This window comes from Paenibacillus xylanilyticus (assembly GCF_009664365.1).
Classification (GTDB): domain Bacteria; phylum Bacillota; class Bacilli; order Paenibacillales; family Paenibacillaceae; genus Paenibacillus; species Paenibacillus xylanilyticus_A.
In genome coordinates, this window is sequence record NZ_CP044310.1 from 2,386,574 (window position 1) to 2,401,587 (window position 15,014).

16 protein-coding genes are annotated in these 15,014 nt (G+C 46.9%); 13 read left to right on the forward strand and 3 right to left on the reverse strand.

Translation table 11 applies throughout. The features are described from left to right. The first annotated feature begins 123 nt into the window (after nt 1-123). The 6 genes from F4V51_RS10760 to coaD all read left to right on the forward strand — a co-directional run bounded on the left by F4V51_RS10760 (nt 124) and on the right by coaD (nt 4,520). Entirely contained in the window at nt 124-429 is a 306-nt protein-coding gene (locus F4V51_RS10760; RefSeq protein WP_153977962.1) for a hypothetical protein, read from the forward strand. A 102-nt stretch (nt 430-531) separates the two neighbouring features. Beyond that, nucleotides 532-822 carry a hypothetical protein gene (locus tag F4V51_RS10765; RefSeq protein ID WP_153977963.1) on the forward strand — a complete coding sequence of 97 codons (291 nt, stop codon included), beginning with the start codon at nt 532-534 and terminating at the stop codon, nt 820-822. 26 nt (nt 823-848) lie between these two features. Next, a complete protein-coding gene (locus F4V51_RS10770; protein ID WP_153977964.1) occupies nt 849-1,274 on the forward strand; it encodes an Imm44 family immunity protein in 426 nt (141 codons plus the stop codon). A gap of 717 nt (nt 1,275-1,991) precedes the next feature. Beyond that, nucleotides 1,992-2,654: a hypothetical protein gene (locus F4V51_RS10775; RefSeq protein WP_153977965.1), complete on the forward strand. Its 663-nt coding sequence runs from the start codon at nt 1,992-1,994 to the stop codon at nt 2,652-2,654. A gap of 749 nt (nt 2,655-3,403) precedes the next feature. Next, nucleotides 3,404-4,012, forward strand: a complete 609-nt coding sequence (gene rsmD, locus F4V51_RS10780) for a 16S rRNA (guanine(966)-N(2))-methyltransferase RsmD (protein WP_153977966.1) — start codon at nt 3,404-3,406, stop codon at nt 4,010-4,012. Nucleotide 4,013: 1 nt separating this feature from the next. Beyond that, complete coding sequence (coaD, locus tag F4V51_RS10785; RefSeq protein ID WP_095358817.1) at nt 4,014-4,520, forward strand: pantetheine-phosphate adenylyltransferase; 507 nt, start codon at nt 4,014-4,016, stop codon at nt 4,518-4,520. Here coaD and F4V51_RS10790 read toward each other — a convergent pair. Beyond that, on the reverse strand, nt 4,498-5,748 hold the full coding sequence (locus F4V51_RS10790) for a nucleoside recognition domain-containing protein (protein WP_153977967.1): 1,251 nt from the start codon (nt 5,746-5,748) through the stop codon (nt 4,498-4,500). The two genes, coaD and F4V51_RS10790, sit on opposite strands and share 23 nt — an antisense overlap. Nucleotides 5,749-5,953: 205 nt before the next feature. Here F4V51_RS10790 and F4V51_RS10795 point away from each other — a divergent pair, with 205 nt between their 5' ends. After that, a complete protein-coding gene (locus tag F4V51_RS10795) occupies nt 5,954-6,994 on the forward strand; it encodes a SepM family pheromone-processing serine protease (RefSeq protein WP_095358723.1) in 1,041 nt (346 codons plus the stop codon). A gap of 158 nt (nt 6,995-7,152) precedes the next feature. On the opposite strand, the gene F4V51_RS10800 is transcribed toward F4V51_RS10795, so the two are convergent. Next, nucleotides 7,153-8,385 carry a nucleotidyltransferase gene (locus tag F4V51_RS10800; protein ID WP_153977968.1) on the reverse strand — a complete coding sequence of 411 codons (1,233 nt, stop codon included), beginning with the start codon at nt 8,383-8,385 and terminating at the stop codon, nt 7,153-7,155. A 257-nt stretch (nt 8,386-8,642) separates the two neighbouring features. Continuing rightward, a complete protein-coding gene (gene hmpA / locus F4V51_RS10805; RefSeq protein WP_153977969.1) occupies nt 8,643-9,881 on the reverse strand; it encodes an NO-inducible flavohemoprotein in 1,239 nt (412 codons plus the stop codon). A gap of 454 nt (nt 9,882-10,335) precedes the next feature. On the opposite strand from hmpA, the gene F4V51_RS10810 reads away from it, so the two are divergent. From F4V51_RS10810 to fabD, 6 genes are all read left to right on the forward strand, one after another. Beyond that, nucleotides 10,336-10,842, forward strand: coding sequence for a YceD family protein (locus F4V51_RS10810; protein WP_153977970.1), 507 nt, complete (start codon nt 10,336-10,338; stop codon nt 10,840-10,842). A 63-nt stretch (nt 10,843-10,905) separates the two neighbouring features. Then, a complete protein-coding gene (gene rpmF, locus F4V51_RS10815; protein WP_090923906.1) occupies nt 10,906-11,079 on the forward strand; it encodes a 50S ribosomal protein L32 in 174 nt (57 codons plus the stop codon). 416 nt (nt 11,080-11,495) lie between these two features. Beyond that, a complete protein-coding gene (gene fapR / locus F4V51_RS10820) occupies nt 11,496-12,044 on the forward strand; it encodes a transcription factor FapR (protein WP_221192561.1) in 549 nt (182 codons plus the stop codon). Further along, nucleotides 12,041-13,036 (forward strand): phosphate acyltransferase PlsX, encoded by a 996-nt coding sequence (plsX, locus tag F4V51_RS10825; RefSeq protein WP_153977971.1) that lies wholly within the window; start codon nt 12,041-12,043, stop codon nt 13,034-13,036. The genes fapR and plsX overlap by 4 nt, the downstream gene beginning before the upstream one ends. Before the next feature lie 8 nt (nt 13,037-13,044). Then, a complete protein-coding gene (locus tag F4V51_RS10830) occupies nt 13,045-14,034 on the forward strand; it encodes a beta-ketoacyl-ACP synthase III (RefSeq protein WP_153977972.1) in 990 nt (329 codons plus the stop codon). A gap of 27 nt (nt 14,035-14,061) precedes the next feature. Next, nucleotides 14,062-14,994 carry an ACP S-malonyltransferase gene (gene fabD / locus F4V51_RS10835; protein ID WP_153977973.1) on the forward strand — a complete coding sequence of 311 codons (933 nt, stop codon included), beginning with the start codon at nt 14,062-14,064 and terminating at the stop codon, nt 14,992-14,994. The last annotated feature ends 20 nt before the right edge of the window (nt 14,995-15,014 follow it).

Sequence of the window (15,014 nt, forward strand, 5' to 3'; positions counted from 1 at the left end):
TCCGTGTAACGGAGGCCTCTGTTTTTTTTTGTGGGAAGAAAGTAGGGAACTACATTTGGTGAAACCGCTATCGAAGCTACTTCGTACTATACGGGAACATGGAACAAAGGGAGGGGCTTCATTATGAGCAGAAAGGCAAAAGCAGGTGTATGGGTTACCGTACTGGCTGTACTCGGCATCTTTGTGGGGTGTTTTATCTGGTATTTCAATACGGCTTCGGGTGAGCGGGCGCTGAAAACGATGAGATCCAACAACTCCGGGGGTCTGGAGCGGGTCGTTAAGGTGTACAGTGACTCCGGTGAGCTGATACAGACCTACGAAGGGAAAATCGATGTGCAGGATACGGAATATGGCAATAAAGTGTTATTTGATCTGAATGGAAAACGTGTTGTGATCTACAACGCAACGGTTATTACAGAAGAGAAATAACATGGAAACGAAAAAATATCTTGGAGTCTAACTTGAGACACACATTTTCATATATGGAAAATAAAGGAACTTAAGATAAACCAATTTGGAGGTGAGAGGGGCATGTTCATGGAAATGCTAATGGCTCTAGTCGCAATCCTAGGTATGGGTGTGTTCTATGCTGTGCTTGTGTATTACCTCGTTCGTCTCATCTCCAAAAAAGCGTTTAAGCTTACGCTAACCAAGGCTGAGTCTATTGAAATTCTGGTTTGGCTGGGGATAGCGTTCTTCGGTATTGTGATGATTGTTAAGCAGAATTGGAATCTGTTCATACCGGTAGTTCTTCTGCTGGTCTCCATGGTTAACTTGCGGCGTTCCAATCGGAAATACCGGGAGATGGAGAACCATGAATAATCAAAAAATCAAGGAGGTAGGTTACTGTGAAAATGGGCAAAACATCCGATACGTCCGGGTTAACATACGTCGCCTCCCTATCTGACGAATTACAGCCTGTTTTCGAACAGGCTGAAATGAAGTATCCGGCATGTGATATCGAGCTGTTTTTTGTTTTTCGCTGCCTGCCGGAAGAATATGAACGAAAGTCTTCGGTCAGATATGCCAAAAAGGAGCAGGTGCTTTATTTTGACATGACGGTTAACGAGGACCTTTACAAAAAGTTCAGTAAAAGAAGACAACGGTTTGATTTAAGTCATTCCTTTTATGCTTTTTTGAGTGAGAAGATAAAGAAATACAAAATAGCGAATTTGGATCATGCAGCGTTTCTGAATGACATGGAAGTTTGGCTCAAAGAAATCGGTTGGCTGGAGCCTGAAATATATGTGGAAGAAGATGTAACAGCTTATTGAAGAAGGCATACAGTCGTAATGAATGGTTTCCAGTTTCCATACATATTAGAAAAGTAAATAAAAACAGGCCCTCTTTCGAGGGCCTATTTTTCATGGGAGAGGAGAAACCGGACGAAGAGCTTATGGGGAAACGTAAGTCTTCTCCGCGGTTGTCTACGACACTTGTGATGTCGATAATTATAGAATGGCCGAAATGTTTCCTTTTTATACATGTTAAATTAAAAAAAATGTCTTTCGACGTATTGTCGGATACTGAACGGACAAGTCTGTCGTATTCTACGTGGTCGTCCAATCAAATGCTTGTATAGATATTTTTTTTCAAGATATGAAGGTAGATTGGCGAAAGATAATACTGGAATTTATGTTAATTAGTAAAGGGGAATGCTATAACATCAATTAATATGGGCAATATTAATCTTTTCTCAAAAAGTCATTTTGATCATCTGATTGTTCTTAATGAGAATGACAGAGAATAGATTATTTTGTCGATTTTTGTGGGTGAAATTATTGTTTTTAAGGACTTTATAACCAAAATAGTAATATTTTATATACTTTTACTCCGAATATAGTTATTGTTTAATAAGTTAATTCGATAAGTTCTATAGAGAAACCAAGTGGTTTGATTCAAACGTATAATTATAAGAGAACGATTTGGTTCTATAGTTTCTTGTTAAATTAATTTGAGGTTTAATAATAACTTAACGGAGGGAAAAAGAAATGAAAAAACTTATTGCTTCCATTGGAGCTGCGTCAATGCTACTTGTAGCCTCTAATTCAGTCTTAGCAACTCCATTACATGATTCGAATGACTCAAGTTTATTAAGTAGTGTTGGACAATTGTCAGAACAGGATATCTTTGTAGAACTTCAAAATATCGACAATAAGTATGAAGTTGGAGATGTATTGAGTGAAGAAGATGCGAATTTTATTAAGGAGTACGCTCCTATTAGATTAAATCAAGAAAAAAATAATAGTATCCAAACAATGGCAGCGGAAACATCATTATTCGAAGGATATAAGAGTAATAGTTTCATTAATGGTGGGATTCAAGGTTTTTTCCAAATGTCCAAAGGCACAATAAATCATTCGCTTCGAACCCAAATGACCACCTACGATAGGGATATGAAAATAAGACCTAAAATAACGAATAGTGTAACCTTTTCTGGATACGGCGTTGTTGGAAGTGATGGCCTTATTGGTAAAATAGTAGGTTTCACACAAACTAACTCATGTACCCAAACTAGAGAATGTACCATGGATAGAACTACGCCATTCTCAGGTGTTTTAGCATATGGAAATGCTGCTCCGGTAGGACAAATATTTAATTCAGCAAATACTGAAGCAAATAGTGTAACAATTAGCACTGTAAAGCCTTGGTAAATTGTCAGTTATTAAAAACGTGAATGTTGACATTCACGTTTTTTTATATAATTTACTGAGCGATCCACGGTTTAAGTATTACTTTCGCTACTAAGGAGGAGATGAACATGAGCTGGTTTTATTGGCCTGAATTTATAATTCTTTCTTTTGGTTTGTTAATATTTTTATTTGGTTTATACTCTATATTTCGTAGATTTTCGAGACTTAAAAAGAGAGTTTCTCAATTAGAAAATAAAAAAAAGACATGAATGATCAAGAATTATAGTCATTCTCTTCAATAATAGACAACTTTAGTTTTGCAGCGGGAAAATATATATTTAGGCTAAAATCATAGTGAGATAAATTTATAAATCTTATTAGGGGAATTTATCTAAAATGCAATTTACAGCATATCGTTCTAATGATGATGAATTAAGTTTAGAGTTTAAGGATTTATAAGTTTCTTTGAAAAGATTTGTGAGAGGATCTATAAACCCGGGCCTTTTTAAGGCCCAAGTTTAATTAGATCAAGTGTTAATGAGTTCCCCATACTCAACTTGAGCAGGATTCATGCATTGATATTTATATGATCCATCAACACGAAATAGCTCGTGGTAAAGGAAGTATGTCTACATAGCTGTTTTATAACTACTTTACTAATGCAATGATCTAAATATAGTTGGATTGGAGTTCTTTTTTTCAAATAAGGTCTTTATGTGGTACGATAGCTGTATCAATAAACTTACATAGAGAGAAAAGGTGACTCATCAGTGAGAGTGGTATCCGGGAGTGCGAAAGGCAGACCGCTGAAGGCTGTTCCTGGCAATGGAACACGTCCGACCACCGACAAGGTGAAGGAAGCGCTGTTTAGCATGATTGGCCCTTATTTTGAGGGCGGTACAGCATTGGATTTGTTTGCGGGTAGTGGTGGTCTCGGAATTGAGGCGCTGAGCCGCGGCATGGACAAGGCTGTTTTTGTTGATTTGGAATCCAAAAGTATTGAAGTGATCCGCGCCAATCTGAAGGCAACCAAGCTGGAGGATCAGGCAGCTATATACCGTAATGATGCAGGTCGTGCGTTAAAAGCACTTGCCAAGCGAACGACACGCTTTGATCTGGTGTTTCTCGATCCGCCTTACCGGATGAAAAACGGGGATGAGCTGATGCTTACGATGCATGAACTTGAACTGCTTAAACCGGAAGCGACGATCGTGCTTGAATATGAATCCAAATATAGTTACCCTGAGCAATTCGGCCCGTTTGAACAAACGCGCAAGGCTGTGTATGGGGAGACAGCTGTGTCCATCTATAATTATGCACCTGAGGCATCGAATGATGGAGAAAACAGCATAGCAGAAGAGGAGGCTCCTCATGACTGAAATGATACACAGGCAGGAACGGATTGCCGTATATCCCGGGAGTTTTGATCCTGTAACGATGGGCCATCTGGACATTATCGCCAGGGCGTCCAAGCAATTTGACCGCGTCATCGTGGCTGTACTGAATAATATGAGCAAAAATCCACTGTTCACGGTGGAAGAGCGTAAAGCGCTCATTACAGAAGTTACAGGCCATCTGTCTAATGTGGAAGTGGATAGCTTCCGTGATCTGACAGCCAATTATGTTCGGCAAAAGGAAGCTCAGGTCATCGTTCGTGGTATACGCTCCGTGACTGATTTCGAATATGAGCTGCAGCTTGCTTCGACCAACAGCAAGCTGAACCCGGATGCGGAAACCATCTTTATGATGACCAATCCGAAATATTCGTATTTGAGCTCCAGTATCGTCAAGGAAATTGCTCATTACCATGGAGATGTAACCGATCTGGTGTCCCCGGAAGTGGAAACGGCACTACGCCGGAAAATCAGCGAGAAAAACGGCGGTTAAACCAGTGGGTCAAGCCCGACAGGCTGATCATAACGGCAAGAATGATCGCAAGTCCGATACAGACTGCCGGGAAGCTGCTCCATAAAATCTCTGCCGCAGCGGTGCTGCCTTCAAGCTGGGATTGCAGCGGCAGCAGAGTTGTCTCATCAGCGACTGCAGAAGGCCAGAACGGAGCCCATACCTCTGCACTATAGCGGCTGAAGGGTATCCAGAGGAAAACACTTAATGAAAAGGCAGTCAATGCATGAAGGAAACGTACAGCAGCAAAATAGATCATGCTTTTGCCTGCCATTCCGGCGGATTTCATCACAGCGGAGACTTGTAAATGGGAGCACAGTCCACCCCAACCAAGAACCGCAGCAATCAGGGGAATTGTAAGCAAGGGAGCCCATGGCGTTTGACTTAAATGGTATGTGCCCAAATGCACTTCCAATACAGAAGGCCAGAGGGCAGCCGAACTGCCGGGTGTGATGTATAGGCCCAGAAGTCGTATGAACACGGCAAAACCGATGATGTAACCACCAGTCATCATTAGCGTCTGAACCGCATGAGACACGGTGTCACCCAGCAGTTTGCCGAACCCGCGGCCATCTCGGGCCTGGGCTTCACGGGCTGCGTTCATCATTTGAAACCAAAGCCCTTGGTGCTGGCTTCGCTTGGGGGGACTGACTGTAGTGGACTGTTTGTGATGACTGCGATTGAAACGAATGGCAATGATTGCAGCAATCCATCCACTGAGCCAATGAATTATAAGCAGAAAGTATCCGGCAGCAGGCTGGTGAAGAAAAGCGGCACCTATGACCAAAATGATCATCATCGGATTGGTGAAATGAGCTGCAGCGACCAGAATAATGGCCTGTTTGCCGGTTATTTGCTGATCCCGAACCAAACGGGACGCTGTGTCCGCCCCAGCAGGAAATCCTCCGCACATGCCGACGGCAAGGGCTAGTCCAGCTTCGCCGGGGAGGCGAAACCAACGCTGCATCAGGGGTCCCAGCAAGACGCCGAGAGCGTCTGTAAAACCAAATGCAGTGAGCATTTGCGACAGCATCAAAAATGGGAGCATTGCCGGGAAGATAATTTTCCACCAGATGTCCAATCCTTGAATGGAGGCATCGAAGGCATCTTTTGGAGATACAACTACAGCGACGACCAGTAACAAAGCGCCGGTACTAAGTAGTACCGACCTGATCGGGTTGGATCCTGTAACCTCGGTCTGCATTGTCATCGTTTCACCTCATATGAAATAGCGCCGATTCATTCGGCTGCAGTAATCGGATTGGACGGCCGAATGACGTCCAGGGGACGCTTCGGCCTTGACCGGACAAGCGACAGCATACTGCGGCCTATCCGGCCTGTACCATTGTATGCGTGAGATTGAGGATGTTAGACTTATAATTATAGAAGAAACGCAAAGAACGGGGGCTCATGCGATGAATCGGATTCGAAAATCTGGCGGCTTCAGAGCTTCGATCTTTGTGATCGTGGTGGCTCTGGTTGTCTATGTTGCAGTGTATATGCCAACGCCATACATCATCTATATGCCTGGCAGCGCGGATGAAGTAAAACCAATGGTTACGGTTAAGGATGGGGACCAGGAAGAACGTGGTGTATTCATGATGACGACGGTGTCGGCAACGTATGCCAATGTGTTTTTGCTGGGTACGTCCTTGTTTAACCGAAATATGCAGATTGACAAAAAGGAAGACCGCCTGCAAGGAAAAACGGAAGCAGAGTACTCTGCCGAACAGGTATGGTTCATGAGCGATTCCCAATCTTCCGCCATGGAAGCGGCTTACGAGCAGGCGGGGGTTAAGTATTCCATCGTTCCTGAACATATCTTCGTGTTTGGTTTATCGGAGGATCCGAAACCCCAAGGAGATATTGCTCCTGGCGACATTATCCTCGGCGTGAATGGCACAGCTACACCGGATAACACCGTATTATCGGCCCAGTTGAAGGATAAAAAAGTGGGAGATACGGTAGAAATGCAATTGGAACGCGAAGGCGAGACGATTAGCCGTGATGTGAAGCTGATTGAAGTAAAAGACAGCAAAACGGGTGCTACCCGGCCTGGGTTGGGTGTAATGATTGGAACCGTACAGAAAGTAAAACCCGAAGATTCGAATAAACAAATTACGTTTACGGATACTCAGGTTGGCGGTCCTTCCGCCGGATTGATGTTTACCCTGGAAATTTATAATCAGCTTACTCCCGGGGATCTTACCCAAGGTCACCGAATTGCGGGCACGGGCACGATCACCAAAGAAGGCGTAGTCGGTCCCATTGGTGGTGTGGTGCATAAAATCGTTGCTGCGGATCGAAAAGAAGCGGAGATTTTCTTCGTTCCAAAACAGAATTATCAGGAAGCTGAAGCCAAAGCCGAACAGATTGGCACTAAAATGAAGCTGGTTCCTGTGAATACGGTAGATGATGCCCTCGCTTATCTAAAAACACTATCCGCCAAATCATAAAAGCTTGATATGGATAATGTGATTAGAAGCAAGCGCGTTATCAAGGAAAGAATGAGCAGACCAATTGAAATCCCCTATGCGATCGTTTGAATAAACGACACGGCATAGGGGATTTTTTGATAAGAACATTTATGAACAATTTATTTACAATACAATATTTAGCAACGAACTGGCGGCTCATAATAGTCGCTGTACATGGTTCGTGTGTCCGTCTGCTCATAAGAGAGGGCATATGCTGCTTGTGCCTGCACATCAAGCTCCAGCTGATTGTGAGTAAAGGCAGACGGTTTCAGCACAACAGGCAGGGACGAGGCCGTTTTCATCTGTTTCAAGAGACTTTGTCCCCGTGAATTGAATCCAAGGACACGAAGATAACCAGGGCCTTCCGCAAGCTTGTCCGGGGTAAATTCAGCCTTGGCATGATTCAACAGAATATGGGTCAACATTCGCTGCAGCTTGGTGCGCGTGTACCGCTTGGTTTTGAGTGCATCCAGCAGCGATTCGACCGTTGGCTCCGGAAGCTGGGCCAGTGTGCGGAGCAGCCTGTGCTCCAATCCTTCCGTGACTTCGGCGACATTTGCCAGCTCGGAGGCACGGCGGGTCGCCGCGGTGTGCAGCAGCGGCTGGGCGAAGCGCTCCCAGTGCACGGGAGCGCGTCCTGCTTGCCATTCGCGCTGCAGAATGGCAAGTGTTGCCGCCGGCACGTACGGCGCGGCGGCTTGGGGCCCGTCCGCCATCAGCAGGCGGCGGACGGCTGTTGCACTGGCGATCGCCCCCGGTCCGGGCGTCGCCTCATGATACGCGGCACCGGTGCGTGCCGTCGTCAAGGGCTGGATCGCGCTGCCGAGTCGTTCCAGCGCGATCAGGTAGTGCAGCCCAAGCGAATTGTTGGGCTGCCCGAGCAGTGCGGCGGCGGCAACTTCGCTCACGCCGCCGGGCGCCAGCGCTGCCGCAGCGCCTGCGTACGCGGCGGGGTAGCTGGCGCCTTCCCGCAGGCGGCGCGCGATGTTCTCGCGCAGCCCTGCGGGCTCCACAGCCAGCACGCGCGCAATGCGCTGCAGGCTGTCCAGGTCGCCGGACTCGCTGCCGAAGCAGAGCGAGTCCACGACCCCGGTGCGGTGCAGCAGCGAGACCGCACCGAAGGCAAACCATTCCGCCGGTTGTACCGCATAGGCAACCGGCAGCTCAATCACCAGATCGGCGCCTGCGTGCAGCGCCATCTCCGTACGAGCCCTTTTGCCCACAATGGCGGGTTCCCCCCGCTGGAGAAAAGGGCCGCTCATGACGGCCACAAGGGCATCTGCACCGCTTAGCCGTCTGGCTTCATTTAAGTGATAGACATGTCCGTTATGCAGCGGATTATATTCAACAATTACACCTACAGCTTTCATCAGCGTGCACTCCTTTCAATAACAAGGTTGTGTATGTACAATACCTGACTGGGGATTTTGTTCAAATGGGTCGTTTAATGTCATTACTGCTTCACCGAGCAGAAACGTCTTGCTTAATAATAGGGGATACGAGCGTCGTTATTCAAATAAAAGCGTTAAGAAAACGCCAAAAAAGCACGGTGTCGCATTCGGATGAATACGGTCCGTGCTTTCAGGTGAGTCATGGATGGTCCATTATTATTACTTCTGGAGATAAATTAAATGGCTTCCGACGCAGGAATCAGGTTTGTTTTGGGTCCAAAGAACTCATAATGAATATTCTCAGGTGAAACGCCAATCTCGCCTAGTGCCGCATACATCGCCTGCATAAAGAGGACAGAACCGGTCAAATAGTATTCGGATTCCAGAGGCTCGCGGATCAGCTGTGACAGCCAGGCTGCGTCAATATAACCCTCTCTGTGAAAACGCGATTGCTCGCGGTCATCTGGGGTCGGTTGTGCATAACAATAAAATGCCTGTATGTTCTCATGCTGTTCAGCCAATGTATTTACATGATCACGAAAAGCATGAACTTCGCCATTCAGGGCAGCATGAACAAAAGTGACGGAACGCTGGACATGACTGTCAACCAGCGTGTTCAACATGCTGATCATCGGAGTGAGCCCAACGCCACCACTTAATAATACGACATTGCGTGAATCCTCCGTGTTCAGTGTGAAATCGCCCGCAGGAGCAGACAATTCGACCAAGCTTCCTTCTGTGATATGATTATGCAGATAGGTCGATATAACACCATCCGGCCGTTCCATCCGAGCACTCTCACGTTTAACGGAAATACGATAATACGGTTTTCCTGGAGCTTCCGAAAGGCTGTACTGTCTAATTTGGGCATATGCATTCCCCTCGGGTTTCATCCGGAGGCTGATATACTGTCCAGGTAGATATGTGGCTATGGGCTTGCCGTCCGTTGGCATTAGATAAAAGGAAGTAATCAGGTCGCTTTCCTTCACCTTTCTAGCAACCCGGAAGGATCGGAAACCTTCCCAGCCGCCGTTTTGGTTCTCGCTCGCTGTGTACAGGTCCTTCTCTAATCCGATAAAGACACCCGCAATGACATTGTAGGCGTCTGCCCACGCAGCAATAATCTCCTCGGTCGCAGCATCACCCAGCACATCCTTGATCGCTTTCAGCAAATACGTGCCCACGATTTCGTATTGTTCCGGGGCGATGCCAAGGCTGCGGTGTTTGTGCGCGACTTGGTGCACGGCTGGCAGGACTGCGGCGAGATTATCAATATGCAGGGCGGCAGCGTATACCATGTTGGCAAGAGCGGCCTGCTGCCGTCCCTGTTTTTGGTTCGCGTGATTGAAAATATTCAGCAGTTCGTGATGATGTGCAAACATCGTTTTATAGAAATGGCTGGTAATGGCTTCGCCGTGAACTTCAAGTACAGGTACGGTGGATTTGATCACTCGAATTGTATTTTCGCTTAACATGGATTTTTCCTCCTATAAATGGATTGACGAATTAGATGGATACCCTTGCGCCATGGATCTATTATGCGTGGCACATAGCAAGTATAGATAGGGTCTAAAGGGGGACGTGTGATCTACATCACACGAATAATTAAGGAAATGTGTCCGTCAAGCAAGTAAAAGGATTAGCTTGTCGTATGGCGGAGAGAAAGTTTATAATGCGGAAGAGTGTTTTTATCGTTCGGGTATCTTTCTTTCCCAAAAGGGTGTAAAGTTAAAAGTGTTGACAAACGTCTTGGAAAATCGGTATAATGATTTTTGTTTGTTAAGTCAATTTCATAATACTTTTAACGATGAATCGTCAGAATACATACAGTCAAGATATGAAGTGCATAACGATCAGACTTGATCTGTATAACTGCCGTATAGCATTTAACCTGAATTATGAAATTGGTTTCGTTTGGAGTGATGGGAAATGTTATTGCCATTTCGCAAAGTGGCTATCAGTGACCGACCCCTGCAGTTCAATGAACAGTGGGATATTCAGGAACTGATTTCTAACCGACAAGATATCACAGCCGTTACCCCGCTGACTGCGGATTTATCTGCAGAACAAGCAACGGGGGGCGTGGTGGATGTTCATGGCAAAGTGTCAGCAGGAGTGGACATGTTGTGCTCACGTTGTCTCAAGCCGATTAGTGAACATCTTCATATTGATTTTCATGAGCAATTCAAGCAGGGAGAACAGCCGGAGGACTTGCCTGAAGAAGATGATACTGTCTATGTGGATGGAGAGGACATCGATCTGAAGCTATATGCCGAGGAAGCTTTTCTGCTGCACCTACCGTTTATACCGCTATGCAGCGATACATGCAAAGGGCTATGTCCAAAGTGTGGCCATGAGCTGAACGAGGGTGACTGCGGTTGCGATAACGAAGTTATCGACCCGCGGCTTGCAGGGCTCAAGGATTTTTTTAAATGAGCAAATGAAAATCTAGTGTAACAACTACCTGCAAAGGTTGATTTTGATAAGGAGGTGGGAATAATGGCAGTACCTCAACGGAGAACGTCCAAGACGCGTCGCGACAAACGTCGCACTCACTTTAAATTGGCTGTACCGGGCATGGTGAAATGTGAACAATGCGGCGAATTGAAGCTTGCTCACCACGTGTGCAAAGTGTGCGGAACGTACAAAGCAAGAGAGATCATCTCTCAATAATAGTTAGACATCAAGTAGTACTTCATTTCGATGAGGTACTACTTTTTTTGAATGTTCAAATTCATGTTTGTGTTAAGGGCCGGGATGACTTCGGTTGATTGTTTCAAGAAGAAAGATTCGTAGAATGCAGGAGAGCGGCTGTTTAGCAGAGAGTGGTTTTTGCCCGCCCAGTCTTTCTTTTTGACACAGGATGAGATATACTATGCTTTAGTACCAGGTTCTAAGATTTGGGGTTACATAGAGAAGAACCATGAATTCGTATGTTGAATGACCTCTGAAGATCAGAGGCTCCATTATAGAGAACGAAGTGAAATGATAGAACGGACCTGCAGGGGACGCTTTCTTATACGATACAGCGGGGGGTGTCAGGCATCGAACGTGTACCGAAGAGACAGAGGCAGCAGCAATTGACCAAAATGATCGAAGACAATCCGTTTGTGACGGATCAGGAACTTACGCGCCAATTGAAGGTGAGTATTCAAACGATTCGCCTCGACCGTCTGGAGCTGGGAATTCCTGAGCTTCGTGAACGAATGAAACTGATGGCAGAGCGTTCGTATGACCAGGTACGCTCGCTGCCTCTGCATGAGATTATCGGTGATATTGTAGATTTGCAGCTGGACAAAAGTGGAATCTCCTTGTTTGAGATCAAGGAAGAGCATGTATTTTCGAGAACGGGAATTGCTCGTGGTCACTATGTATTTGCCCAGGCTAACTCCCTGGCCGTCGCTGTCATTAATGACGAGATTGCATTGACGGCTTCGGCCGATATTCGATTTGTTCGTTCAGTTCATCTGGCCGAGAAATGTATTGCGAAAGCGTATGTGAGATCGATCTCGGGTCAAAAGGGAAAAGCAAAAGTTGAAGTGTTCACCTATGTAGGTGAGGAAATGGTGTTTCAAGGCAACTTTGTCATCTACCGTTCGGGTGGAGACGACAGCCTAGAGGGAGGTCATCTGGAATGAAAATCGTCATTGATGCCATGGGAGGCGATCATGCACCCCAGGCAACGGTAGAAGGTGCAATAGCTGCGGCCACGGAATGGGCAGATACACAGATCGTGCTTGTTGGCGATGAAGCCAAGCTGGAACCGCTTTTGAATCAGTCAGCGATCAAGCCGGCTAACCTGTCAGTCCGTCATGCTTCGGAAGTGATCGGTTCGGATGACGAGCCTGTTAAGGCTGTTCGTCGCAAAAAGGATGCTTCCATGGTGGTCGCGGGCCGCATGCTTAAGGAAGGCGAAGCGGATGCCATGATCTCTGCAGGTAATACCGGAGCGCTTATGACAACCGGCTTGCTCGTGGTGGGCCGCATGGAAGGTATTGAACGGCCGGCACTCGCCCCGATGATTCCAACAATTGATGATGTTGGGGTACTTGCACTTGACCTGGGTGCCAACATGGATGCCAAGCCCGAACATTTGGCACAATATGGACTTATGGGTAGCTTATATCGTCAGAAAGTACAAGGAGTCGACTCACCCCGGGTGGGATTGCTCAATGTCGGAACGGAGCCGGGCAAAGGGAACGAACTAACGAAGCACGCATATCCGCTGCTGGAGCAGCTACCGATTCGATTTGTCGGTAATGTGGAAGCTCGCGATGTACTTACAGGTGCATGCGACGTGCTTGTCTGTGACGGATTTGCCGGCAACATATTGCTGAAATCGCTGGAAGGCACAGCAGGTGCCATCTTTGCATTGCTTAAGGAACAGTTCTCATCTTCGTTCAAAAGCAAACTGGCTGCAGCGGTGCTGATGCCGGAGCTGCGCGGCCTGAAACGGAAACTGGATTATACCGAGCATGGCGGTGCGCCGCTTCTCGGGTTGAGCAGACTGGTAGTGAAGAGTCATGGATCAGCCGATGGCAATGCGATCAAAAACGCTGTTCGCCAAGCTAGAATTGCAGTGCAGAACCAATTGGTGGAAAGCATATCTAAGGAAATTAGCGGGAAGTGAGTGACGACATGAATAATTTGCGCCCGGTAGGGGTTATTGGTACAGGTAAATATGTACCGGAGAAAATTTTGACCAACAGTGACCTTGAGAAAATGGTAGATACCAATGACGAATGGATCGTTAGCCGCACTGGAATCAAGGAACGTCATATCGCAGCTCCGGATCAGGCCACTTCGGACCTGGCATACGAAGCAGCGATGAAGGCGCTTGAATCTGCTGGAATGACAGGCAGTGATCTGGATCTCATCATCGTAGCCACAATTACGCCAGACTCGGCATTTCCGTCTACGGCCTGCATTTTGCAGGATAAGCTCGGCGCCAAAGGCGCTGCGGCATTTGATTTGTCCGCTGCATGTTCAGGATTTGTATATGGCCTGGCAACAGCAACCAGCTTTATCCAAAGCGGCATGTACAACAACGCGCTTGTTATTGGCGCGGATTGTCTATCCCGGATCACGGACTATACAGACCGTAACACATGTGTATTGTTCGGTGACGGAGCGGGCGCGGTCGTTATTGGTGAAGTTCCTGAAGGTCGCGGATTCAAATCGTTTGACCTTGGAGCGGAAGGTGCTGGTGGCGGCCTGCTTCAACTAGAGGGCGGCGGTTCCCGTCTGCCTGCATCCGCAGAGACAGTTGAGAATAAAAAACACTACATTTACATGAATGGCCGTGAAGTGTTCAAATTTGCGGTGCGTGTAATGGGTACAGCAACGGATGAAGTTCTGCGTAAAGCGGAGTTGGAGCGCACGGACGTGGATCTGTTTGTTCCTCATCAGGCCAATATTCGTATCATTCAATCCGCTATGCAGCGACTTGAGCTTCCGGAAGAAAAAGTGGTTGTCAACGTAGACAAATACGCCAATACTTCGGCAGCATCCATTCCGCTTGCTTTGGTGGAGGCAGCAGAAGAGGGCCGCATGAAAGCCGGTGACACCATCTTGATGGTTGGGTTCGGTGGCGGACTGACTTGGGGTGCATCTGTACTCGTTTGGTAAATTAGTTAGCTGGGAGAGATAAATCTAATGAGCAAAATCGCATTTGTATTTCCCGGACAGGGATCACAGGCTGTAGGCATGGCCAAGGACGCGTATGAGTCTGTGCCTGCGGCAGCAGAAATTTTCCGTACAGCCGATGATGTGCTGGGCTTCTCGTTGAGCAATCTCGTGTTTGAAGGACCAGAGACTGAGTTGAAACAGACATCAAATACACAACCGGCTCTGCTCACTGCGAGTATTGCATTGCTTGAGGCTTTTAAAGAAAAAGGGATTGAGCCCGACTATACGGCTGGACACAGTCTGGGTGAATACAGTGCGCTCGTTGCAGCGGGCGTGCTGACATTTGCTGACGCCGTGAGCATTGTACGGGCACGTGGTCAGTATATGGAACAAGCAGTACCAGGCGGGCAAGGAGCAATGGCTGCAGTTCTGGGTGCGGATCGGGAAGCGCTGGGGGTGCTTTGCCGGGACGTATCCGAAACGGGTCACGCGGTTGAACTTGCTAATATGAACTGTCCGGGTCAAATTGTTATTTCCGGTGTCAAGGAAGGTGTGGCTGCTGTAGCGGAACGGGTGAAGGAAGCTGGCGGCAAACGTGCTATTCCACTGGAAGTTAGCGGTCCTTTTCATTCCTCATTGATGAAGGAAGCTGCTGGGAAACTGGCAGAGAAATTGGAGACTGTAACATTCTCGCCAGCCAAGGTTCCTGTAGTCGCTAATGTGACAGCAAGACCTGTGGAAAATGGACAGGTTCAGCAATTGTTGACGGAACAGGTCTATTCTCCGGTTTTATGGGAAGACAGTGTGACATGGCTTATTGAGCAAGGTGTAGATACCTTCGTTGAGATTGGTTCTGGAAGTGTATTGACCGGATTGATTAAAAAAACAGATAAATCCGTAAAATTGTACAATGTGAACAGTCTTGAAACGCTTGAAGCTACTGCAGCTGCATTAAAGTGATTAAATGACAGGTTATTTGG

Coding starts and splice junctions, on each gene's coding strand:
- F4V51_RS10760 (WP_153977962.1), top strand. CDS start 124: ATGAGCAGAAAGGCAAAAGCAGGTGTATGGGTTACCGTACTGGCTGTA.
- F4V51_RS10765 (WP_153977963.1), top strand. CDS start 532: ATGTTCATGGAAATGCTAATGGCTCTAGTCGCAATCCTAGGTATGGGT.
- F4V51_RS10775 (WP_153977965.1), top strand. CDS start 1,992: ATGAAAAAACTTATTGCTTCCATTGGAGCTGCGTCAATGCTACTTGTA.
- coaD (WP_095358817.1), top strand. CDS start 4,014: ATGATACACAGGCAGGAACGGATTGCCGTATATCCCGGGAGTTTTGAT.
- F4V51_RS10790 (WP_153977967.1), bottom strand. CDS start 5,748: ATGACAATGCAGACCGAGGTTACAGGATCCAACCCGATCAGGTCGGTA.
- F4V51_RS10795 (WP_095358723.1), top strand. CDS start 5,954: ATGAATCGGATTCGAAAATCTGGCGGCTTCAGAGCTTCGATCTTTGTG.
- F4V51_RS10800 (WP_153977968.1), bottom strand. CDS start 8,385: ATGAAAGCTGTAGGTGTAATTGTTGAATATAATCCGCTGCATAACGGA.
- hmpA (WP_153977969.1), bottom strand. CDS start 9,881: ATGTTAAGCGAAAATACAATTCGAGTGATCAAATCCACCGTACCTGTA.
- F4V51_RS10810 (WP_153977970.1), top strand. CDS start 10,336: ATGTTATTGCCATTTCGCAAAGTGGCTATCAGTGACCGACCCCTGCAG.
- rpmF (WP_090923906.1), top strand. CDS start 10,906: ATGGCAGTACCTCAACGGAGAACGTCCAAGACGCGTCGCGACAAACGT.
- fapR (WP_221192561.1), top strand. CDS start 11,496: ATGATCGAAGACAATCCGTTTGTGACGGATCAGGAACTTACGCGCCAA.
- plsX (WP_153977971.1), top strand. CDS start 12,041: ATGAAAATCGTCATTGATGCCATGGGAGGCGATCATGCACCCCAGGCA.
- F4V51_RS10830 (WP_153977972.1), top strand. CDS start 13,045: ATGAATAATTTGCGCCCGGTAGGGGTTATTGGTACAGGTAAATATGTA.
- fabD (WP_153977973.1), top strand. CDS start 14,062: ATGAGCAAAATCGCATTTGTATTTCCCGGACAGGGATCACAGGCTGTA.